A 23,942-nucleotide genomic window follows, 5' to 3' on the forward strand; every position below is an offset into this window, starting at 1 on the left:
CTATTTTCCTCTGGCGCGCAATAAGAACGTGCCAGTGGGAAGTTGCCGTTAGCTTTCAGTGCTTGCTTTCATGGAGAATAAATAGAGAGGTTAGCTCGAGGAGGGTGTTATGACAGCGCGTCTCTTTAGGTGCACGATCAAAAATTCCGGCCAAGCCCCCATCAGGTGGGTAAAGGATCATCTTGATCACGGTGAGTGGGCTGAGGGAAGCCTTCCTTCCCAGGCAGCTGGACTTATCAACCCCGGCCAATCAGGCCACTATCAAGCGGAGTCCGGGGGCGACATTCCCATTCTGAGCAGCATCATGACGGGCACAGAAGGATGGGTCGCCTTCCGAACCACGAACACAAGCGGAACCAGTGAGTTCTTCAAAATCTCACACTTCCTGCCCTATTGGTCACCGCGTAGGGGTGCGAGTGTCGAGACAATGCGTTTTGATCCGACCATCGCCCCTGGGTCCGGAGAGTTCGACACGCGGGACACGACCCCGGCCACGATCTCGGTTAAGCGGACCAACTTCTTCTCGCCACACGACGAGCTAGCGGAAGCGCAGAGCCTTCCATGGCTGGTATTCTGGTCCGTCGGACAGATCTTCACTCAGCCTTACGGTGACTTTCACTGGCATTTGAACATCGAGGTGACGATTACCGCTCCGGCTGCCTCCACAACGATTCCATTTTCTTCTACGCCGCCGTCAAACATCGATTCACAGTCGTTCCGTTTCTCCAGCCCAGAGATGTGGCGTGGCGTGTGGGACAGCGACGACAGGCGAGTGACCGCTGTTATATCGGTGTTGCCGAACAAGTTGTTGAAGGTCAGGATCGTAGAGAGGAGTCCCGACGGCACGGAGCAAACGATCGAAGCGACCGATTTACCCATATCTAGGACGAAGTCTTTTGAGATCGCCAGCCTATTTGATCCCATTCCGTTCCTGCGGGATCACGCTGAGGTGCTGAGCCAGCTTCCCCGAATGGTGCAGGTGGAACGACAGGGTGGAAACGAGTTTGAATTGCTTGATATCATCACACGTGAGCATCCTCTGCACAGCGTTGCAGTCGAGGCGGTGCAGCGGGAATTCGAGATCGGTAGCTTCGGGCTAAGGCCCCGGGAGTTGGGTGGTGATTACCTGAGCTTGCCCAACGATGCCGTGCTGGAAATCGAAGAAGTCACGGCCGATGGAACCGTGATCGGCTATGGTCTGAGATATGTCCGTCCTGGTTTCGTGCCGGTTCTAGTGTTCGACTCGATCGACACACAGTTGCACCGCCGAATGGTTCTCAACTAGGCCCAAAGACCAAGCCTGATGTGAGACGTAAACGGTATGTGGCGAAACGCATCGTCGTGGCGGCAAGGGCTTCCGTCAGGTCCGCCGCCCCGGCATCCCATCGTACCGGTGACTAGGAACGGACATCACCGTTGCCAGTGACGCCGCTCTGCAAGCCTTCTTTGAGCTTGTCCAGGAAGACCCGCATGCGTGGAATGCCCTCACGGTCGAGGTATCCCGCGACCGCATGAAATGGCGGCGGTCGCAGCCCCGGCAACGAAGTGCCGCCACCGGTCCCATGCAGTATTCCGCTCGTTTCAGCGAGGCCTGCCACTGGTGGAATGCCTTCGCCTGCGCCTCTTCGTAAGCTCTTTCAGCCCGCCAGCCCATGCCTGAATCCCCATCATCCCCCGATGCAGGATCAGGACTTGCGGGTTGCCAGTCAAGTACGCTGGACCAGCGCTACCTTTTCAAGGCTTGTATCGGTGGCGGTTTCGGTGGCGGTTGCTGAGGTCACCGAGATCTGGAAGCTGGTAACTGTACGGATTTCCTTAAGAAATTTGGTGGGCGATGACGGGCTCGAACCGCCGACATCTTCGGTGTAAACGAAGACAGTCCACTTCCCGACAAGTCCATCCCTTACCTCCGCGCATTGTTTTTGCTATATTTTTTTCATCGTTGCTACCTTGTAGATCTCTCGATTTCCCTTCATACCTGTTGCTAGTCTGTAGCTAGGGGAATGTATGCCTATCACCAAAACCGATGTGGACAGGCTTGCCCCCGGGACACTCCTCTGGGACGCAGGGAAGGGTAGCGTCCTCGGATTTGGAGTTCGGAAGCAGCGCCGCGATCCCGTTTTCGTACTCAAATATTCGATGAAGGGTCGCCAAAGATGGTACACCATTGGTCGGTTCGGGTCGCCCTGGACCGTTGACCTGGCGCGACTGGAGGCGAAGAAACTCCTAGGACGGATTGCCTCTGGCAATGATCCATCCGTTTGCCGCGACGACGCCAAAGCCGAAAGCGAACGCGTGACAATGGCCGAACTCTGCGACCAATACATGTTGGCCGCGAGGGCCGGTGCCATTCTGACCCGGTTCAATAGGCCAAAGAAGGCCTCGACACTCAATATCGACGTCGGTCGGATCGAACGACACATCAAGCCGCTGATCGGGTCCATCCTTGTCACAGACGTCGACGCCCGCGTTGTGAAGAGGTTAATCCAGGATGTGACTGTGGGAAAGACAGCCGTGACCATCAAAACGAAAGCGAGGGGTCGCGCGTTGGTCACCGGCGGTGCTGCCACTGCTGCCCGGGTCGCCGACCTATTGTCAGGGATCATGACCTGGGCTGTCGATGAGGGGATCGTAGCGGCAAACCCGGTACATAGAATTCGCAGATACCGCAGTGAGCCGCGACAAAGATTCCTGAATGACAGCGAGCTAGCTACTTTAGGAGCTCGGATCCGAGCCGGAGTAGATCCCCAGGACAAACCCTTCCACCCTTATGCGCTCGCCATCATCCAACTGCTTTGCCTAACCGGTTGTCGATCGAGCGAGATTGCCGCCTTGGAATGGACAGAGGTGGACCTGGCACAGAAGTGCCTTCGGCTTGAAGATACCAAATCGGGCAGAAGCCTTCGCGCGATCGGCAAAACTGCAGTCGCGCTGATAGCTGCACAATTCAGAGTGGAACGACGATCCTTCGTATTCCCCGGGGCCAAGGGGACAACTTACTACCAGGGCCTCAACAAAGAAGCGCCGCGCGTCTTCCGATCGGCCGGTCTATCAGACGTAAGCTGTCACGTGCTGCGACACACGTTTGCATCAGTGGCTTCCGAAATGGGTTATTCAGACGGCACCATCGCAGGCCTGCTCGGTCATAAAGGTCGAGGGGTCACATCCCGATACGTTCACAGGCCGGACGCAGCGCTGGCGTCTGCGGCAGAGGCAGTGTCGCGTGATGTCTGGAGAAGAATGGAATTGTGAACTCGCGCCACGCAAATTTGGGAGTTGCACCAGCCAGCAGATCACGCGACGGCGACACTAGCGAAGCAACCGACTGTAAAGAGTTGAAGGCACCTTGCCTCAGCCGTTTAGGCTGGAGACGGTCCTCGATTTCGGTGAAGAGCACCTAGGCGTCGGCACGGCAAAGAGCAGCAGAATTGAAGCTCGAGACCTCCATCACCTCAAGTCGTTGTCAAAACTGAGAAGTACTAGGTAGGTTCTCAAGCGAGTTCGTTGTTACGAGGTACATATGCCTGACGAGAATACGAGCCTTGACCCGTCGGAGGAAGCGTCACCACTACCGGCCACGCCGTCTGAGACGTCTCGAAAGCAACTACGGTTCCATGGAAACAGGCGGCTTGTGACGCCCCACGGCTATCTCTACTTTGATCAATGCCTAGACAGGTTCGGCATGCACCGGCTTGGCTCATCTTGGGACGATATCGTTCGCCTCCGCCACTTTCCCTTCCAATATGAGTCGCGCAAACGAGCTTTTGTAAGATACAGCCTTAGTGAAAGGCGCCCGTTCAAACGCTTGGACCACCCCATCGTCGTTCGAGAGCCCGAGTGGGAGCAATATCGAACGGCCTCACAGCGTTACAAAGAGCTCTTTAAAGAGCTTTCGGCAGCCATCCAGGACCATCAGTTTCAAGTATTTTTGATCGCACCCGAGGGTCAACTGACCGAGATCTCACATCGAACCATATTCGCCGCTCAGGCAGTGCTCGCGTTTTATACCGGCATGGTTCGAATAACGCAGGACGGAATCCGGCGTAGGCGCCGGATATTAGTGCACAATGAATCATTCACTGGATGGTTGGAAAAAGGTAATGGGCCAAACCTCCGGACATTGGGGGCAACCGCGTTCGCGTTCCTGCTACCCGATATAGTCGAGCATGCAACAGAGAATGGTTATCAGCTTACCGAAGAGGCTTTTAACCTATTGCTTTTGGAGGCGGCCCAAGCGTTCGAATCGCCGATAGAGATCAACGAAGCTGGATTGCGCAAACTCTGGAATGACGATGCCCTAAAGGCTGTAAAGAAGGCGAAACGCGGGCGTCAAACAGACGCGAAAAGGGACCTCTTTAAGCAGCACAGGCCTGCATTGAAGGCGCTTATCATTGTTAAATTGGGAGAGAAGCGGCCGTCCGCGCCGCTCGCGGCAAAGACGCGCGGCTAATTCCCCCTCTGCTAATTAATTTGGGAATTCAGCCTGCTCTAAATTGGAATTTTCCGCTGCGGTACTTCGGTCGGGCCACAAGGAGGCACGGCCAAATGCAAATCTGCGAAGAACCCTCTGGCCCCGGCCAGGAATCTGTACGCCTGCTCGACGAGCACGACCTGGCAGCGCGCTGGAAGATCTCAGTCAAGACATTGCGCAATGCGCGAGTGACCGGAACCAAAACGTCAATTCGATACATAAAGATCGGACGATCGGTTCGCTATCGGTTGTCCGATATCGAGGCGTTCGAAGCCGCGAACGTTCGCACAAGCACGTCGGACCTCGGTCTCAGCTGATCGGGCGCCACACCAAACATCAATCAACAGAAGGTAAAAAACATGCCCCAACTTCATGGGTGGGGGGATGATTCCCTCTATTTCGAAACACGCGGACTCTCCAGAAGCGAGGACCAGAAACGCATCGACCTGATGCGCGCCGACCTCGCTCGGAACTTCCGGCTTCAGATTCAGTGCAAACGGTCCAGGCGTGTCCAACGAGATCTGCGCGACCAAGCCGAGGATGTCGAAGACCTGAGCGATCTGCTCGACACGGGGCTCAACTCCAGCTGGCCGCGAGAAACACTGGCCTCATCGCTTTATATGCGCGAACTACGGGCCTCAATGATAGGCGCCGTGCTCAAGGCAACAGCTGATATTCCGGACCCCAATCTCAGCACGGTCACCGTCTTAAACAGCCAATGGAAGATGGCGACTGACAGGCTCGATCAAACCGACGCGGAAAGGATCAAAGGCCAGTTCAGGACCCACCTCTATCGCGCCGGTATCTTAGACCTTCCTGGGTTCTTCGTCGCGTTCCTCCATGGCGAATTCGAGTCAAATGGCGGCAACTATCAGCTGCATTTTCACGCCCTCACTACCGAGAAAAAGGCAGCGGCCATTCTTCATCTACTACGTGGTCGCTGGGGCTATGTGCCCACATCCACTGGCTCGGATCCCATAAAACGAAAACCGGTGCGCAACCGGATCAGGCAGTTCTCCTATCTGCTTAAGGCCTATTGGCTCGATAAGCCCATCATAGACGTCAACGGGAAGGAAAAGCGGGTGCGAAAAGGGCGTCGGATTAAGGATATTTATCATACGCAATATCTTCTTTGGCTTGATGGTCAGTCGATCGAAAGCATGACCTTGTGCAACAAATGTCGCTTTCGGACCACCGATCTAATTCACTGCGATTTTGTATTTTTGTAACCCGGCGCGGACGTCGTTTTCACTATCTTCTATGGTCATAACACACGCAACAACCCCACAATCTCAATCATCTCCACGACAACACTGCGACGCCCAGACACTCATCCTCTCAATCCCGTACACGTCAAACGACAATGGTGGGACACGGTGGGACGGTGGGACAAACAGGCGCGGATTTCATCGAAAAGGACAAGTGAAATGGACAGAATTCAGACAGCCAACAGCGAAACGTTAGCGGGCCCCGCGACATCGCCCAGCGCGAAAGAAGAGCATAGGATATTAGATGCTATAGTCGATCAGACCCAGGACCATTGGGTCAAATACGGATTCTCGAATCAATTCCGCTGGTTCTCATTGGCAGAGCTGCATACGCGCGAAAGCGACGTATTCAAAAGGCTATCGTCAGCACGCATCAACCTGCTGAACCCGGCCACAAAAAGCAAATTCAAGTCCCAGCTGGAGGCGCTTAAAGACTTCCGCCTGGGGTTGGTCGCCCTTCACCCCGGATGGATCGAGAACCACTACGTCTTGGGGGATGGGACAATCATCTCACCCACTGAAAAGCCGCTCGATGTGATTGTGGCATTCCAACCTCGATCAAAGTTCAAGCCAACTGGGAAACTGGAGGACTGGCAGAAGCGGGTTGGCGAGATCATTGCCAAACAGCCACTGCCTCTCTTTGCTCTTGGAGTGGCGTTTGTCGGCCCCCTGTTGCGCTTCTCACCAAGCCAGTTGAACCCGCAGATCGAAATTGTGGGAGATCCCGAATGCGGCAAATCGACGGCTGGGTTCCTTGCTGCCTCGGTCTGGGCTGGTGACCCGACCAGCGAAGTTGGCGGCGGGGAGAGTTGGGACCTGACCGTCAACAGTCTCGATCAACATAAATCCGACTACTCCGATAGCCTCCTCTTCCTAGACGAGGCGAACCTCATGGCTTCAAGCACACCGGCCGACCGAGATGCCATGAAGAAGGCCGTGTTTAAGGTTGCTAAGAAGGGAGGCAAGAAGCGCTTCACCGATACGACGGTCGCGCCGAACCTCAACGTCTCCCTTTTCAGCACCAGCAACATTCCTATCCGAGAGCTGCTGAAGCTCGAGGGTTCGGTGCGAGACGCGCTAAGCTCGAGGATGATCACTATCCCTATACCCAAGGGCGAAGGCTTGCTCGGTTTTGCTCCCAAGGGCTTCGAGAGCATGACAGATGCAATTGATTACCTACGCGACATAGTTGATCGCAATTATGGCACCGCGGGACAGGCCTTCGTCCGCAGGATTGTGCAGGAAGCCGCTGCAGACGAGGAAGGTCTCCGTCGGCGCATTCGCAAGCTGATCAAGCGATTCCGCAAAATGTTAAGAGCGGAGCGGCAAGGTACCGAATCTGCCAGGGTCGAGAGGACATTCGCAATCATTTACGCCGCGGGCTACCTAGCGCGAGAATGGGAGATGATCCCCAAAAGCTGGGGAAGCGCAAAGACTGCGACACTGGCCGCATATTGCTTGTACCGTGGATCTTCAGCCGCGTCTCCAGTTGGTTCGCCTGCCGGCCCTTCGGCCCTCGAACATGTCCAAGCATACGCGAAGCGTGAGCGGAAGAACCTGGTCCCGGTAAAAGAGATCGATCGGCCCCTTAGCCTGAAGAAGTTCAAGGCTGCTGCCGGATTCACCAGGAATGAGCAAGGGCATCGGGAGCTTCTTGTGCCAACGGCCCGGTTTCAGCGGGAGTTCCCGAGCTACGCGAGCCTTCTGAAAGAGCTCAAGAGGCTGGGGCATGCCATTACGGAAGGCGGCCCCCAAAAGAAGCTGTCGCAAAAGGCGCCACGCCGAATTAACGATGGCGGCCGTGTCTATCGCTTTCGGCTGGATTGAGGCTAGTCGCGCCAAATCCGCAGTGACCGGGAGACCTGGGTTGAGAAAGTGCGGATAGCGTCACAAAGCGATACGCGCGCCCACTGGTGAATGTGCTCCCACCGTAACGGCTTTGAAGACCATCCGTTTCGACCGGTGAGGAGCGAACGATCATGTCCGTCTTCCGCCAGTCGTTGCCGAGTTGGTTGCCCCAAGGACTAGCTGCAGCCTGGTCCTCCTATCTCAAACAATCACGGAGACAACAATACCGACCACCATTCGGAAACATCCGGACATCACTGGAAAGAGCGCCTTGATCGATTGGCTCTGCAGCGGGGTGAAGCGCAGAGAGCCACAGACGCAGGTGCCCATCCCATTTGTCGAATACTTTGACAGACTGCCCGCACGTTCAAGGAATCGGATGTTGCGATACCAGCAGGCAGTGGTTGGTTTGAGGACCTTCATGAGCTTTTCTGCTCCATCATCGATCATGACCAAACGCAGCTGTGCCCGAACCTCAAGTGCAATGGCTTTCGAGGTGGACGCGAAAACCCGTCGTCTGATATCAGGCAAGTGTGTACCCTTGGGTACGAATTTCCAAATCTTGAGGCGGGATAATGACACAAAAGCGATTGAGGGACTCTCAGGTAGTAATCGTCGGATTGTTTGCCTGTATGGCCGACGCAGTAACAAAGATCTCGTTCGGGCTATTCGTCCCCGACTGGGGCACGTCAGTTGCGCGCCGCTTTGAATGCAATAACCAGCTTTTGGAACAACGCGAGAAATGACACCAGGTAGACTACCCCTTGCCCGACTGACACCACTCGCCGCTTCTGGAAAACTGGCCGACCGCAATCCACCCCTGCTCATCGGAGGAGACCTAGGTCCCAGGTTCTACCTGAACGGGAACAGCAAGTGCGTGACTTACAGGCGCCAATCCCTGACATGATGAGTCTGCCTGCATGACCAGGAACTACGTCTGGAGCCAGGTGGAGATCGATCCCGAGCTACGGTCGTTCGTCCTTCTGTCGCCCGAGGACGTCCAGGAGATGATACTGAAGGTCAAGGGGAAACGTGACCCCGCGGCCAAGCTGTCTCTGCTCCTCAACGAGCGTGGCCGCGCCAGGCGCAACGAACAGAGAAAACGTATCGCGGATGACGCGAAGAAAATCGCGAATCCCGACAGATGGGAACGCCTGCACCTCGTCCTCACCACCCAGCCTTGGGTGACGGCGATGAACGGAGAGTCGCAGACTGCCCATATTTTCGCCGACGCGCCGCTAAAAGTGAGAGTTAAATCGAATGGCGAGCCCGACACAACCTTCGCCAGCGCCGAAGAGCTGCTGCAAATCTGGCGTTTGGACTAAAGCGGATCGCATGGCTCCCATAGATTGGGCGGGAACATCGGAACATCTCAAAGTAAAATCCCATCGCCATCAGCCGCACCGGGCAATAAGATCCGATCAGTCAAATACCCAGGTGATACTTTTGCAATGATCCGCGCACACCCTGAGGGGTCTCGACATCCAATTCTGGAAGCGGCGAGGACGTCCTCAGTGTGAAATGGGTGTTTTACACTACAGAATTCGACGCCAGTCGATCGGCTGCTTCAGGAGTGTCTATCGCTCGTATATGAACATCCTGCAGTCGCTAGGCGCAGCGGCGGCAAGACCCCCTAGGCCGCCGTCATTTCCTGCCGCCGGGAAGAACAGTCAACTGCGGGCGGTATTTATCCAGGACGATGGCGATCGCTCTCCATTCGCCAAACCGGAAATCCAGGGCCGAACCTTGTTCGAGAATATATTCGTTAGACGCGCCGCCATCGTCATACTGATTAGATATCTTCACGGTTGGCCCGTTCAACCAGCGGCAGCAAAGACTCCCAACTGAGAGCGACAGTGGCGAACGGAGAGATCTTTCGCGATAGAGTGAGAGAGCGAGACCTCGACAACTTTCTCGTTGAGGAACTGCAGGCGTCTCTGCATTTTCGGGAATGATTCCTTGGGAAGTTGACGAGCAGCTTTCGGCAACCGGAAGGCTGCGATGTGCGGCTTCACAAATCACCCCCACGTGAGGATGGCCGTCAAACCGACGTGCAGTTGGGATGGTTCGATGCGACAGACAGGCTTCGCGGCTGCATTCTCATCGAGAGTAAGGTGACGGCAGATTTCCAGGTAGGTCAGGCCGAAGCCTATCGGAGGGAAACAGATAGGCGCCGCTCGGAATATGGGACTGAGGGTGCTTGTTCAGTGCTGATAGCGCCCGCTTCGAAGCTGGCCGCGCTGGCGGGTGCCGATCTATTTGACACGTCAATTCCGGTTGAAGAAATCATCGATATACTTACGATTCGGCGTATTGCCGGAATTAGCGATGCCGAAATCGACGCGCGCGTTGGTGTGCGAATTGGAGTTCTTGAGGCGATCTGCGGGAAACGCCAATATTCCAGTTGGGTGCCTGTTACGATTTCTACGAAGCGAGATTTCGCAAAAGCCTATGCTGAGCTAGCTGCTTCCATCGTTCCCGAACTAAGTGTGCGCCCGTCGACGGACGGACCGAAGGCTATCACCAGGCAAGTCTCTGTCGGTTTGCATCGACACACCAAGCCTAGTCCCCGCCGGTGAACGGTTTGAGGCGCAACGCCCTAAGATCGTTCAGGGCCTTGAAGCCATCGGCCTGCTCGCTCGCTGGTTTGACACCAACCAAGCCGAACTCCGTCAGTTATTCTCCTAGGGAAATTAGTGCGACTGACCCCTCCGTCAGAGGAGGAACTAACAGGGCGCTAAGATCGCTCGCCATTCGCTCGATTCAGGAATTCAACTACACGCTGCGATTCTTCATAAAGATGCTTGACGAGCGCGGTGGATTGCCGACGGCGCAGACTCTACTGGCGGTCAGCCATTCGACGGATTCACAGCCAGATGGGCACTAGGTGCGCTAGAGCTTACCGTGGAGACGTTAAGTTCTACGGCGGTCCAGCAAACATTTCTCGGATATGAGATCCGCACTGCCGAGCGCCGTTTGCGCGACGCCGGATAACAGCCACACAGTAACCGCGGCGGAACCACATCAATATCGCTCATTATGCCGGGACTACCAGCCTGGATATCGCTCCCAGAGCATCTCTGAATCGAACTCCCCTTCCAAGACGGTTGCGAGATCTCGCCCCAAGATGTCTATTACATCGCGCAGTTCCACCTGCTCGACCCACTCATTTGGCAGTGCCGCCGGCCCATACCAGGTACCCACGAGGTTGCCCGTGATGGAACCCGTGGAGTCGGAGTCGCCGCTGTGGTTGACGGCAGCGATGATCGCGTCGCGAGAATTGTCAGTTGCCAACGCGCAAAGCACGGATATAGCGAGTGCTTCTTCCGCCACCCAGCCCCCACCGAGATCCTGCAGACGTTCGCGCCAATCGGCTGCCTCGCTCAATCGGAGTGCATGCCGCAGCGCATTCTGAACTTCGTGGGCGTCCGGGCTGCTCTCGAGCAACGACAAAGTTTGCTCAACGGCTTCCAGCGGTCCCCTGCCTTGCGCCAGGCACGCGATGATAGTGGCCAATGCGCCCGACGATAAGGAAGCCGAGGGATGCCCGTGGGTAGTTCTTGCGGTCTCGGCCGCGAGGGTGAAGACGCGCCAGAGATTATGAAGGTCGACGAAACCGAAGGGGGCGTCCCGCATCACTGTTCCGCAGCCCTTGCTGTTATTTGCGGCTGTCTCGTGAAACGGGCCGCCCGCGCGAAGCGCGGACAAGCACGTATTGCCCGGGGCCCTGCGGGCCCACAGGCGTTTCTCATGGATCAGCCAGCCGTCAAGATCGCCGTGCAAATTGAGATGCTCGAAAGGCTCATCCTGGGTGATCAGCCAGCGCTTGTATGCATGATGGACGACTCCAGGAGGATGACAGATGCCTCTCTCGGCAAAGCGCACCGCCGCCCTGATCAGCCCTTCCACCGTGAAGAGCGTCATCTGCGTGTCGTCCGTGATTGCGCCGAGTGTTCCATAAGCGGTGTCAAAGCCGGTGATGCCTTCAGGGCCATAGCGGGAGGTGATTTCCTCGAGCTTGAGGAATTCTACTGGAGCACCAAGGGCATCGCCGCACGCACCACCCAGGAGGCAGCCATAAATCCGGTCGTAAAGCGTCATCGGGGGCTCATTTGGCTCGAGGCGGGCAACTGAGTTAGTTTGTCGCTCGGATGCATGAACATGAAAGACAGCTTGATAGACTTGGCTTGGCTGCCTTACAATTCGAGCGACGGGATCGGGATAGTCTGTGTCATTCGAAAAGTCTGAGACGGAGGCAAGTGATCGTTGCTTTCTATTTTAATGGCGTGTCGGTCGGACCGGAGGACGATAAATAGCCGATTCTGACCTCGGAGGGCTGATGATGAACCTGAACGATTTTGAACAAGGATTGGAAGACTGCGTAGGACGATCTACCGACATGCGACCCTTCGTGTGCAATGGTTCCCCGCTTGAATGCCGCATCTTCATCGTTGGGTTCAATCCCGCCACCACGATGACAGCAAGCTTCTGGGACTTCCGGCAGTCAGAATATGGCTTTGACAAAAAGGCGTGGTTTGAAGAGTACAAAAAAGACAGGGCGGTGCGCCCGCTCAAGCCTGGCAAAACTCGGCGCAATCCAGTGAGCAATACGCGACGTGTGCTCGACTGGATTACGGAAGCTGCATTACCATACGGCTGCCTCGAAACGAATATCTACTCCCTGCCCTCTGACGATAAGAACGGGCTGCGTCAGGAGGAACGTGATACGACGTCGTTTACCTTTCTTCTGGAATGCATCAAGCCTTCGGTCATCGTCGCGCACGGCGGAAGGCCGCCCGCGCATTGGGCGAGGAGATAAAAGCCGCATGTGCGAAAGCCGGGCAACAGCCCCTTTCATCGGGTTTCCAGCTAATCGTCTAGTACCGGACTTCCATCTCCAGAGGGGTGGGCACAGCTCGGTTCAGACGCAATCACCTAGAGGAGGACTCAATGGATTGGGATGCAGCAGCAGCGGATGCTCGCACGCGCATCGGGGAGCGAAAACGGACCTTCTCAGAGCAGATGATGCTAGAAATGATCGATCATCTTTGCCTCGAGAGGCGGACATCGCAAAAGGATCTGTTAACGATCGCACCCTCGCCAGATGCGCTTGGTACAATATTGGGTCATGTAACGACCGCGGTTCACGGCAAAGGAAGTGTGCCAGTAGGCGGTTGGTATTCTAGGTCGGGAAGTGAATACGTCGTTCACCCGGACTTCGCCCAAGCATGGATAAAACGCCGGCGGCTTGTGACCCACGGATAGGAAAGCACTGCTACCCAAAACAGCTTGAACACTTGGCCGGATCCCAACGAAGCAAATTGCATATGTCAGTTGGTTTCGACAACAGTCACAGGGTGCTCGGGCCTTGCGTGACCGGCTGTCACGCGACGTCGCCTTCATCTCCAGGCCTGATGACGCAGCAGGTTCCTTTCATTGTTGCAGAACTGGGTGCTGAGACCGATCCCTACATGCGGCTTCCTTGTATAAACCAAAAGAAAGAATTAGCTGCAGTGAACTCTAAGCTATTCTATGAGTTCGACATCCGCGGCCGAAGAGACCCCTTCAATTAACAGCAGGTTCAGACCGTCGATTTCCTTTAGTGAACGGCCGGCCATCCCTTGAAGATCGCCATACATTCCCGCAGTGGATTCAATAACCCCGCGAATCTGTTGCTCGCGCTTGGCCCACAGACGGGTCATGGTTTTGCGCTCGCGGTTGAGGTCCTCTTGCATATCGGTAAACTTTTCAACGATAGCATCGATCCTTTGCCGAAATCGCGGCCCTGTCAGATACTGGTATACCAACTCCATTTTCGTCTGCTGTCCCTCGCCTGACAGGCGGGCAGTCGACACTGCAAGCAGGGATTCTCGCAAGGCCATCGCCACCGGGATCGCACAACGGGGTTCGGTCACCCACACGCCGTCAACAAGATCGAATGAATGACCCATTCCTTGGGGAAGAGCATTCGAGACAATCAAGGCAATGTCTGCCCTCGCCGCGCGTTGGTCGTCCCTCAGCTTGCCCAGCCAACCAGCGCTCCAGTTCTTGGTGCGCTTGATTTCCCACAGAATACTCCCGCTGACCTGTGCGCTCGACCCGACCACCCGCTGGATGATGTCGCCGCCGAACTCTCCTTTGCCGACAGGTTCGATCTCGTCCCGAGGGAACCGATCTCGCAACAGCGCTTCGAATTCCAATTCCTGCACTTCACCCTGCAGCTGCTGAGAGCCCTGCTCGGCTCTGCGTTTTAAATCTTCGATTTGCCTATGCATCGCGGCAATCTGCTCTTCCTTCTCGCGAACCTTCAGGTTGAGGCCCTCTTCCGCTTCTCTTTTTGCGGTGTCTCGGACAGCGGTCAATGATTCCTGAACGCGCTGCTCGATTGTGAGATCCAGCTCCCGCCTTGCGTCATCGAGTTCTCTTTGCTTTCTCAGCATTTCCACCTGTGTTTTCTGAGCGTCGGCCAGCTTTTCGTCGCGTTGATGAAGTATCTCTTTGAGATCCGAAATCTCCTTCGCCCGCTCCTCCAAGTCGGAAGAAACCAGGCTTCTCGCCCGCTTAGCTTCTTCAGCTGAAATTCGCGCACGTTCCGCTGCGAGCTTCAGCGCGATCTGTTCTTCGATCGCAGCTTTCTCGTTGGCAATTTCGGCTTGCTGTGCGCGAACTGCCTCTTCGCGCAGCTGAATCCCGGCATCTTTGTCGGAAAGCAGCTGCTCAAACTCTCGCCGGGTGGCGTCTATCAATGGCGCCGCAAGTGACTCGGTCAGCTTAATGTCTGTTTTGCACTTCGGGCATGTGATCGTGGGTTCCATTGTCTTGCCTCCCTGGCCGGCCCTTTTTTGGATTTGTAACATCGTGCGAGACGGCGTTCGACATACCTCCCACGAGGTGGTGACAAAAACTGTCACCAGTCCGTGAAGGAACACTTTGCATAATCCGTGGCGCCTGTGATGGGCCGGTTCAGGGAAGAGAAGGGAAGTCCGACCGCCTAAATTTCTCTACCATCTGGCGCAAAGGTTCCGGAGCAATCACCTCTACCTTGTCTCCCCACATGTAAAGGTGCCAGCACATCTCCATATGGCCCGACGCCCAAAAGCGTACGATCAGAGACCCATCAGGTTCGTCCTCAAGGCTCTGACCCGGGTGGAACAAGAAACTTCGCGCGTGCGGTGCTGCGTCAGGTTTGAACCTCCAGATAACTTCCCCAAATTCACTGTCGTTCTGGAAAGCCCCGAACGCCTTCTTTGCATGCGCATGGATGTCGAATCCAGGGTCGCGTTCAAAGACCTCCCCTGTCAGTTGCGCACTTTCGATCTTCTCAGCCACATAATGCCGGAGCGTTCCGGCGCGATCGGTCGTTGGCTTCGCCACTAGGTAGCGCCGAATTCCGATCAGGACTCCGTAAGGCTCAACCACTCGCTCGCTTGATGCGGCCGACCCGCGGGATTGGTAGACGATCTTCAGCCGCTGCGATCCTTTTAGCGCCGTAGCAATGGTGGATCCTACTCCCGGCGCCAGCCTTGTCGTAGGTCCCGGGCGCGCCGCGAGACCTTGGGCCTCAAGCAACGCTTCATAGTCAGTTTCCAAGCGGGCGATCCGGTTGTCCGGCACCAGCGCCAGTATTTTCTCTCGCAGAGAACGAAGGTGGTCTGCCTCCAGCCCTTGAGCGTTCCGTTCCAGGGTCTCGATCGATAGGTCCATCGCCGCCAGTTCATCAGGAGTTAACGTAAGCAGGTCGCGCAACGCCCCTGTCTGCAATCTCCAACGTTTACGCCCATCTTCATCTAAGCTGGATCGGGTATCAGGAAACTGAAATTCCAGAGTGTGCAGCATCCGCTGCGCGGTCCGTTTGGAGACACGGAACCGCTCACCGACATCGCCAAGTGTCACGCCCATTCTGCGAGCCGCAACAAACGTTGCCAGCTCAATCAACTGCTGTGCCTTTTCAAATGACATCGATCTTCACCGATCCACGTGACAGCTATTGTCACGATCAGTGCTTACGGTTCTATTAGGATCGGGCGGGGGAGTAGAAAATGAAACTGGAAGGCTCTGAGATTTTGTTTTCCGCATCGGACCTGATGCGGTTCATGGGTTGTAACCATGCGACGGCGATGGACCTGCGCTACTTGCGGGGCGAGCCGTTGGCGCCGGCAGAGGACAGCGAAGACGCAAAGATTCTCCAGCGCTACGGTGACGCACACGAAGCGGATTATCTTTCGAAGCTCCGTGGCGAAGGCCTACGCATTATCGAATTCAGTCGCGACATGGACTTATCAGTTGCGGCGATGGCGACGCGGGCGGCCCTCTACGAGGGCGCTGACGTCCTGTTCCAAGGCGGCTTCTTCTCTCCCCCGTGGGGTGGTTGGTCTGACTTCCTCATCAAAATCGACAAGCCGTCGCTGCTCGGTCCGTTCTCGTATGAAGTCGTGGACACCAAGCTGAAGCGGAAGCCCGACCCGAAGCACGTCCTCCAGCTTGTCCTGTATTCGGACCTGCTGTCCGAAGCCCAAGGCATCGAGCCTGAATTTGCGCATATCCAGTTGGGCAATGGTGAGCGCTTCTCCTTCAGGCTCAAGGATTACGCCGCCTATGCCCGCCATGCCCGGGGCCGGCTGGAGCGATTTGTCGCCGACCCACACGAAACATCTCCTGATCCGGTGAAAATGTGCGGCCTGTGCCGCTGGCGCGAGGTTTGTCAATCGTACTGGGAAGAAGCTGACAGCCTTGCTCTGGTAGCCGGCATTTCCAGGAACCAGCGGAGCAAGCTAATTGATGCGGGTGTCCTCACTATGGCTGCGCTTGGGCAGCGTGAAGAACGGGTGCCGAAGCTAGCGGAAACAACACTAAGCAGGCTGACAATCCAGGCGAGACTGCAGACGGCGCGGCGGGCTGGAGGTCCACCCTCCTTTGAGCTCAAGCAGTTGGACCCGAATCGGGGTCTGGCTCTGCTTCCAAAGCCGGACATCGGAGACCTGTTCTATGACATCGAAGGCGACCCCTTCTACGAGGGCGGACTAGAATATCTCCACGGCATCTGGCTCGACAACGAAGGCATCGCGGAGTTCAGAGATTTCTGGGCGCACGATCGAGCCGAAGAGAAAGAGTCGCTGCGGCAGTTGATGGCATTCTTCGAGCACCGCCTAAAGCATTTTCCAAGCGCCCACATCTATCACTACGCCGCGTATGAGGTTTCTGCCCTGCGTCAGCTCACGAGCAGTCACGGCGTAGGGGAAGCGCTGCTGGATCAGATGCTAAGGGAGAGCAGGTTCGTTGATCTCTACAGCGTGGTATCTGGCGGATTGATTGCGTCAGAACCGCGCTACTCGCTGAAGAACCTGGAAGTTTTCTACATGGAAGCACGCACCGGGGAGGTGAAGACCGCCGGCGGCAGTGTGGTTGCCTACGAAAATTGGCGAGAGACCAACGATCCGAAGATCCTGGAAGAAATCAGAGACTACAACCGGATCGACTGCATCTCCACGCAAATGCTCCGCGACTGGCTGGTCTCGACGGTGCGACCATCAGACATGTCCTGGCGGCCTCTTGGGACCGCCGAAGCAAGCTCCGGTTTCAATCTCGAAGGTGTCGCTGCAGAACAAACCGAAGCTGATGAACTCCACCGAAGGTTGGATGCGGTGCGCGACCGCTGCGGTGACGGGCTCGCCGACCTGCTCTTCGATCTGAGCTATTTCCACCCGCGAGAGAAAAAGCCTGCCTGGTGGTCCATCTTCGACAAGCTGAGCAAGGACCCCGGGGAACTAGTTGAGGACCTCGAATGCATCGGGGCACTTACAGCAGTTTCGGCCACAATGGATGATGGGAACTATTGGCACCGAACCTATTCGTTCCCTCAACAGGAGACGAAGCTGGACCTGGGAGGCTGTCACGTCGAAGTGGAGGGATATCCGGCATCCGTTTCGCTGGTTGACCTGGATCGGAGTGGCAGCACGGCACAGGTAAAATTCTCAAAGGCCAAGTTTGACGTCGCTCCTGCGACAACATCGCTGTTGCCGGCCGGGCCATTGGACACGCGCGTGATCGAGGGGGCTATCCGCCGTGCAGTCGACTCCGCTATTTCTAACGACAGGCGCTATCCCGCGATTTCAGATTTTCTCAACCGGTCGAAGCCCCGTTTCCTGGGAAACGGCAGACAGGCCAGCATAATTGATCCCACCCTTGAGGTGGTACCCGAAGCAGTGGCCGCGATCCGTGACTTGGATCGTACTAGCTTGGCCATTCAAGGTCCGCCGGGTACCGGCAAGACCTATGTCAGCTCATGCGCAATCCTCGATCTTGTGGTCCGCGGGAAGCGTGTCGCCGTGGCCTCCAATAGCCATAAAGCGGTTGACAACCTTCTTTGCGCTGTTGTGGACCGAGCCAAGGAAGCGGGCAGGTCAGTAAGCGTGGCCAAGAAGGGCGGGGACGGCTTCAGCGCAGAGTATCAATCTGCAATTCACCACACGTCCAAGAACAACGACGCCGAGCTATTTTCGGCGTCTGTCGTCGGCGGCACCGCTTGGCTGTTTGCCCGCCCCGACTTCGAGCAGAGTTTCGAGTATCTCTTCGTTGACGAAGCGGGCCAGGTTTCAGTTGCGAACGTTGTGGCGATGGGAACCTGCGCAAAGAACATAGTCCTCGTCGGCGATCCAATGCAATTGCCGCAGCCGATACAAGGCGCACATCCGGGTGAAAGTGGTCAGTCGGCGCTCGAATATCTTCTCGCAGGCTACAACACCGTTCCACCTGACAGGGGCATCTTTCTTCCGGTGTCGCGCAGAATGCACCCCGAGGTTTGCCGGTTCATCTCGGACAACGTCTATGAAAGCCGCCTAACGTCAGATGAAGGCGCAGCTCAGCAGCGACTCCTTCTAGCTGACTCGGCACGTGCGTCGGGCGTGCATCTGGTCAAAGTTACTCACGCGGGAAACCGCCAATCCTCGCGCGAAGAAATTATTGCCATTCACAACGAGATGAGGCGCCTACTGGGTGAGAAGTTCGCTGATCGGGACGGCAATGAACGATCCCTGACCCTTCAGGACATCTTGATCGTGGCGCCTTACAACGCCCAGGTGAACGCGCTCAAGGCTGCGCTTCCTAACGGAGCGCGAATTGGGACGGTAGACAAGTTTCAGGGCCAGGAAGCGCCGGTATGCATGGTGTCGATGACAACCTCTTCTGCCGAAGACATTCCGCGCGGAGTCGACTTTCTGTTCAGCCTGAACCGGATCAACGTCGCTGTCTCGCGAGCCCAAATTCTTGCGCTGGTCTTCGCCAGCCCCAAGCTTCTGGAAGTGCCGTGCACAAGTGTGAGCGACATGCGTTTAGTTAACACCCTCTGCGCACTTGATGCTTTTGGACCGTCAGCCCGAGGCACGCTCAACGCATTGCTCGCGCCTGGTGAGGTTGCTGCATGACAGGTTCTGTCGCCTCCCCCTCTTATCCTTCAGATATCGCTGAATGAGGAGGACCAAATGTACACCCGTCATGCCGAAGCTCGATGCCAACAGAGAGGTATAAGACCTGAAGTAGTGGACGCGATCCTGGCATACGGCCGGCGCTGTCGTCGGCATGGCGCAGATATATATTTTATGGACAGCCGATCTCGCGCTCGTGCTCAGGATGATCTTGGAAGACAATACGCACAGCTTGCTGATCGGCTGAACACCTATCTTGTAATGAGCGACGACGGCCAGATGGTCACGGCGGCCAAGAGGTTAGGCAGGTTGAAGTTTTAGGCCGGTGTAATGCACGATACTTAACCGTCTCGGGTGATGAGATGGATGATTTCCAAGCCTCCAAGTTGCTTCCTCACCTTTACGAACGGGACATTGACGTCTTGTAGCAGAACGGCTCATCTTCAGTGAAGGCGTTCGGTGACTCCTTTCGACCGTGCTGAAGCTGCGCGATACTTTTCAGGTTCTGGCCTGCCGGCTTTCAGTAAACCATGGTTGCACGGGACGCCCGCCGTGCTACCGTCAGTGGGGGGACTAACGAGTGACAAACCGTGTAAAAGTCGTCGTGACAGATGAGGCGCTTTATGTCGCCAACACCGGCCGTCCGATCGACCGGCACGGCGTAATTTCAATCTGTCGTCAACACCTCAGCACGAAAGGGGCGACCCCGCCTATCGACACATTCGACTGCCAGGATCGGACACTTGTCGCGGCAATCCGGCAGAAGCGGCTTGGCTCGTATCGGGATGATATCAACGACCTTATAGAGGATGCCAGCGACGAGACGCGGACGCGCCGAGACTACACTGGGCGCGCGCTCTGGGAATTGCTGCAGAACGCCGACGACGCGATGGCACAGCACGGTCGGCCATCGAGCGAACTGATCGGGGCAAAGGGACTCGGCTTCAAGTCAGTCCTCGAAATCACCGAGCGGCCGGAGATTCACTCCGGGCCTTTCCGTTTCGCATTTGATCCAACAAGGTCCGAGCTTCTCCTTCGCGATCTCACCCCCGATCCACCAAAGCTTGTCTTCCGACTGCCCCATGCCGCAACATCAGATGCACAAGTGCGCGATCTGCGCTCGAGCGGATTCGCTACCATTATTAAGCTCCCCTTTAAGGACGACGACAGCCGCAAGCTCACGGAAGAGCGATTGAAGCAGCTCCCGCCCCATTTCATGCTGCTGAGTCAGCACCTGCGATGGTTCGAGACTCAGTTCCGGGATGGGACTGTCCGCCGCATCGGCCGCCAAGGTGGAGGTCTTGAGGCAAACGCCACCCGCGCAGTGCTGAACATCTTAGACGGTGAGAATGTCTGGACCGAGGAATGGCGTGTCTGGTCCCGCGTCTGGGAGGGCCCCACTGCGAATACGAAGCGCCTCAGCGCCGCCATCGCCGTGCAAATGAACGGTAAATCTGGTATTTCAACAGCCGAGGAGATTCCGTTCCACGTCTTCTATCCGACGCAAGAGTCTGTTCTCGCCCCATTCCTGGTGCACGCCTCATTCGAACTCCGGAGCGACCGCAACCTTTTCCTCCCCAGCTCGCATGATGACGAGTTACTTGGCGTCCTCAGCGAACTTGCCAGATCGGTCGCAACTTATCTTCCACCTGCGTCTGTTCTGGAACTCTTCCGCACTCTAGCAAAACCGCCGCCGCCCAACGTAAGCCGCCTAGACAAGAGAATCCAGCGTGCCCTCGGCGGAGCGATTGCTGACACCGGGTTTATTCCGGTGCTAGGGGGCGGGCGAGTGAAACCGGCCGAGGCGCGAATCTGGGCGCACGGCTTGGCCTCGGTTTTCAGCCACAATAGCAGGAGAGTGCGATCGGCGCGGCTTTGCTCCCCAGAGCTGCTGGATATTTTCCCAACTCTTCGCGCCTATGGGGCCGAGCCACTCTCGGCCTTTGAGTACGCGCAAATGCTCGGCCACGTGGAGTGCCACGATCTGGAAAGCTGCGTGCGCTCGGCCCAGATCGCTCTGCAAGCGTGTCTTTCTGCGAGTTACTTGTCCCAGAACACACTCGACGAGCTAGTCCGAGCGCCCTTTTGGTTGGCCCGGAGTGGCAAGGTCCGCCCGCTATCTGACGTTCGTCCCCTTGTCCGTTCTCGTCCCTCTCACTGGCCTGAGTGGCTTACGGCGGACGATCTCCACCCGGATTTTGAGCGCGCGGTACTAGGGGCCGGTCTGTCGATTGAGAAGGCTTGGGCACCGCTGGTCGAGGGACGACTCCTGCAATCTCTCGACGACCTTGTTATCCACTGCTTGGCCCCGGCCCTGCGGTCTTGGTCCGACCGCGAATGGACGGGTCGTGGGTGGGATGCTCTTGCGGTCATGCAAGCCTGGAGGCCTGGGCTGGAATGGGCCAAGATAAAGCCCTTAATTCCGGACCAGCCAAGTGATTCCGATCCAGCGCGTGCGGCATTGGCCTCTCTCGCTCGAGTCCCGTGCGGAGCGGAGTGGGTGCTCGCCAGTGACGCCTATGCAAGCCCAGAAATAGGAGGGAACCCAGCGCTAGCCGACTTCTTTCGGACGCAGCCGGCCAGGCCCGTCGTGGGCAAGCCCCCCAGAGCGAAGCCCTATGGGAGCTTCGGCTGGCGCTCGCTTCTCCGCTACCTCGGGGTTTCGTGGGAGCCAAAGGTTCGGCGGCTTATCTCTTCCGATGACACCGGCCTGACATGCTTCTACAATTTTTGGAACGCCATAACCGAGCCCGGCCTTACTTGGCCGCCCCGCCAGGACTGGTACCTGGATTTCTTCCCTGAGTGCATGCAGCAACTGACCCAGCAGGGTGTCGCCAAGATGCTGGATGTCCTGCTGCCGGTGACCTCGCCCCTAAGCGCCTCATACCCCAAGCGGAGGGGTGTGGAACGTACCCACCGACCTTGGCCCTTTGCCTCGTGCGTCGACTACCAACTGCGGGAGGAAAGCTACCTACCCTGTCGACCGAGTCTGGCCCACCGTGGCTTTCGTGGCGTAGCAAAGGACCTCTACTGGCCGGAGCGCGGAATACGCGGGATCACGCCCATTCTAGATCTCGGTGCCCTGCCGGTTGCACAGCGCCAGCGCCTGCGCTCCCAGTTCGTGCAGAATCTCGGGGTTAAAGATGAGCTCCCCGACGACTGGGGGCCATGGCTTGGCTGGGCTGACCAACTCTCGGCGGCCATCGAGGCTGGCGAGATGGAGCTTACTGAGAGAACAGTCCGCGGTTTTTACGAACTCTTTTTGCGGCGAGGGTTCACCTCACCAAAGCCGCGCGGCGTGAAGCGGGTTGTCTGCTCCACTTCTGAAGGACTAAGGGCGCGCCCAGTCGCCGAGGCACTCTGGATTGATGACCCGAAGTTCGCCGGATCGGACGTGCAGGACGCGCTAGTGAACGCGGGAATGGCCCTCTTTCCGGCAATGCTGGGTCGAGGCGAAGGTTGTGTCGCGCGTTTCGGAGTTCGACGGGCGTCGGAAATAATCGAGGTCACGCCGAGCTACGTCGAAGCGTCGCCCCAGGATAATACAGGGATCGTCGATCGCCTTAAGAATCGACGGCGCGCTTTTGCGGCTGTTTGTGAAACGAAAGGCGAGCACTGGTCCGATCCACCCGCGATCCGAGCCGTGTTCGGACTGACCCTAACGTTAGCCGCCAACAGCCAACCGGTTGGAGTCCTCGCCGCGCCCGCCTTTCGAGATGGTCACGGCTGGCTCGTCAACGTCGACGCCGGCCGCTGGGAGGCCTTGGCCTTCGTATGCGCGCACCCGTTCCGGAACGCAGCGGATCTGCGGCATTGGTTCGCGGCCATCCTTAAGGCGAGCACTTCGGCCGAGATCGCTGCCATCCTATTAGACGGGGGCATTCCAACCTACAGACTTCGGGAAATAGACCTTCCGGACGAGTCAGAGGACCTTTTAGGCCAGACAAGTGACGCCCCGCCTGTCCTGAACGTGCCGAGCACCACGACTTTGCTCCAAGCCGAGTCGACACTCCAGGAGGAACTGAACCAACAGGAACCGGACGAACACAATGAGCTGGATGGCGCGTCCAACTCCTCGGGCACTTTCCTAGGTTCGAGCAGTTCGGGGGGACTGCCCCAAACTGGCGCGCATGGCTCGGCTACCGCGCGAGGGTCGGCCAACGTGCCGCCGGGCGGTAAACTGAAGAAGCGGTCCCTCTACAATAACAATCGACGCGACTCATCCGACCAGACTAACGGCTCTGGGCGGGCCGCAGCAGGCGATGCGGCTGCCCGTGCTTCAGCGCGTGGGCTCGAGGCGGAAGCCTGGCTGGCGAAGCGCCTTTCGGAGGTGCTGCCAGAAGACTGGAGCGTAGCCTTCAACATCCGAGACAAGGAGGCGCGGGAGAGTGACATCGTGCTATCGTCGCCGGTCGAGGACTGGCACATTGAGGTTAAGTCCCTAACCACGGAGCGAATATTCTGGTCACAACACGAACTGCAGAAGGCCGAGGCGCATCCCGGCCGCTACTTCATGGCTTTTTTGGTGCCGAAACCCTCAGGGGACTACCGCATCCATTGGTCCTGGGAGCCACTAACGGACCTCCTTGCTTGCGAGCGACGCATCGACTGGGTTTGGTCCGATACGGACCAAGGTCCTCCTCTACCGCCGAACTCATGGAAACCTCTTCGCAACCTGCGCCGCCCCGAACGGCCTCCCAATCGAATAAATTTCGTGGTCCAGGTGCGAGAGGATGTTCTTGACGGGCTCGCCCGCGACGAGGTCGACCTGGGTCAACTTTGGGCTCGGCTGTCTGGCAAGCAAATTGAGGATGTGCGGGCCGCAGAGTAGCCGGCCAGCTTGAACATACTGAGTAAAGGTCGGACTCCTAGCGAGCCTCCACTGGCAGGTTAGGCCGACATCTCATGGAGAAGGTTGGTTTCCAGAACCCTTCC

At 57.0% G+C, this 23,942-nt stretch carries 15 protein-coding genes; 10 read left to right on the top strand and 5 right to left on the bottom strand.

Going from position 1 to position 23,942, the window contains the following annotated elements:
* Positions 1–109 precede the first annotated feature (109 nt).
* From AC0L2K_RS26850 to AC0L2K_RS26870, 5 genes are all read left to right on the top strand, one after another.
* Complete coding sequence (locus AC0L2K_RS26850) at positions 110–1,285, top strand: hypothetical protein (protein ID WP_473532784.1); 1,176 nt, start codon at positions 110–112, stop codon at positions 1,283–1,285.
* A gap of 722 nt (positions 1,286–2,007) precedes the next feature.
* Positions 2,008–3,252 (top strand): tyrosine-type recombinase/integrase, encoded by a 1,245-nt coding sequence (locus AC0L2K_RS26855; RefSeq protein WP_473532785.1) that lies wholly within the window; start codon positions 2,008–2,010, stop codon positions 3,250–3,252.
* Positions 3,253–3,520: 268 nt separating this feature from the next.
* Positions 3,521–4,450, top strand: a complete 930-nt coding sequence (locus AC0L2K_RS26860) for a hypothetical protein (protein ID WP_473532786.1) — start codon at positions 3,521–3,523, stop codon at positions 4,448–4,450.
* A gap of 380 nt (positions 4,451–4,830) precedes the next feature.
* Positions 4,831–5,700, top strand: coding sequence for a hypothetical protein (locus AC0L2K_RS26865; protein WP_473532787.1), 870 nt, complete (start codon positions 4,831–4,833; stop codon positions 5,698–5,700).
* 198 nt (positions 5,701–5,898) lie between these two features.
* Positions 5,899–7,566, top strand: coding sequence for a DUF927 domain-containing protein (locus AC0L2K_RS26870; RefSeq protein WP_473532788.1), 1,668 nt, complete (start codon positions 5,899–5,901; stop codon positions 7,564–7,566).
* A gap of 222 nt (positions 7,567–7,788) precedes the next feature.
* On the opposite strand, the gene AC0L2K_RS26875 is transcribed toward AC0L2K_RS26870, so the two are convergent.
* On the bottom strand, positions 7,789–8,118 hold the full coding sequence (locus AC0L2K_RS26875) for a hypothetical protein (protein ID WP_473532789.1): 330 nt from the start codon (positions 8,116–8,118) through the stop codon (positions 7,789–7,791).
* A 389-nt stretch (positions 8,119–8,507) separates the two neighbouring features.
* Here AC0L2K_RS26875 and AC0L2K_RS26880 point away from each other — a divergent pair, with 389 nt between their 5' ends.
* Positions 8,508–8,912, top strand: coding sequence for a hypothetical protein (locus AC0L2K_RS26880; RefSeq protein ID WP_473532790.1), 405 nt, complete (start codon positions 8,508–8,510; stop codon positions 8,910–8,912).
* Positions 8,913–9,231: 319 nt separating this feature from the next.
* Here AC0L2K_RS26880 and AC0L2K_RS26885 read toward each other — a convergent pair whose 3' ends face one another.
* A complete protein-coding gene (locus AC0L2K_RS26885; protein WP_473532791.1) occupies positions 9,232–9,393 on the bottom strand; it encodes a hypothetical protein in 162 nt (53 codons plus the stop codon).
* A 197-nt stretch (positions 9,394–9,590) separates the two neighbouring features.
* Here AC0L2K_RS26885 and AC0L2K_RS26890 point away from each other — a divergent pair, with 197 nt between their 5' ends.
* On the top strand, positions 9,591–10,166 hold the full coding sequence (locus AC0L2K_RS26890; protein ID WP_473532792.1) for a hypothetical protein: 576 nt from the start codon (positions 9,591–9,593) through the stop codon (positions 10,164–10,166).
* Between the two features lie 469 nt (positions 10,167–10,635).
* Here AC0L2K_RS26890 and AC0L2K_RS26895 read toward each other — a convergent pair whose 3' ends face one another.
* The gene (locus AC0L2K_RS26895) at positions 10,636–11,688 is read right to left on the bottom strand and encodes an ADP-ribosylglycohydrolase family protein (protein WP_473532793.1); all 1,053 of its coding nucleotides are present in this window, start codon (positions 11,686–11,688) and stop codon (positions 10,636–10,638) included.
* A gap of 238 nt (positions 11,689–11,926) precedes the next feature.
* On the opposite strand from AC0L2K_RS26895, the gene AC0L2K_RS26900 reads away from it, so the two are divergent.
* A complete protein-coding gene (locus AC0L2K_RS26900; protein ID WP_473532794.1) occupies positions 11,927–12,406 on the top strand; it encodes a hypothetical protein in 480 nt (159 codons plus the stop codon).
* Positions 12,407–13,112: 706 nt separating this feature from the next.
* On the opposite strand, the gene AC0L2K_RS26905 is transcribed toward AC0L2K_RS26900, so the two are convergent.
* On the bottom strand, positions 13,113–14,402 hold the full coding sequence (locus AC0L2K_RS26905) for a DUF2130 domain-containing protein (protein WP_473532795.1): 1,290 nt from the start codon (positions 14,400–14,402) through the stop codon (positions 13,113–13,115).
* Positions 14,403–14,550: 148 nt separating this feature from the next.
* On the bottom strand, positions 14,551–15,546 hold the full coding sequence (locus AC0L2K_RS26910; RefSeq protein WP_473532796.1) for a helix-turn-helix transcriptional regulator: 996 nt from the start codon (positions 15,544–15,546) through the stop codon (positions 14,551–14,553).
* An 80-nt stretch (positions 15,547–15,626) separates the two neighbouring features.
* Between AC0L2K_RS26910 and AC0L2K_RS26915 the strand changes: the two genes are divergently transcribed.
* Both AC0L2K_RS26915 and AC0L2K_RS26920 read left to right on the top strand, forming a co-directional pair.
* Complete coding sequence (locus AC0L2K_RS26915; RefSeq protein ID WP_473532797.1) at positions 15,627–19,007, top strand: TM0106 family RecB-like putative nuclease; 3,381 nt, start codon at positions 15,627–15,629, stop codon at positions 19,005–19,007.
* A 580-nt stretch (positions 19,008–19,587) separates the two neighbouring features.
* Entirely contained in the window at positions 19,588–23,838 is a 4,251-nt protein-coding gene (locus AC0L2K_RS26920) for a hypothetical protein (protein ID WP_473532798.1), read from the top strand.
* Positions 23,839–23,942: the final 104 nt, after the last annotated feature.

This window comes from Mesorhizobium sp. WSM4817 (genome assembly GCF_055811135.1).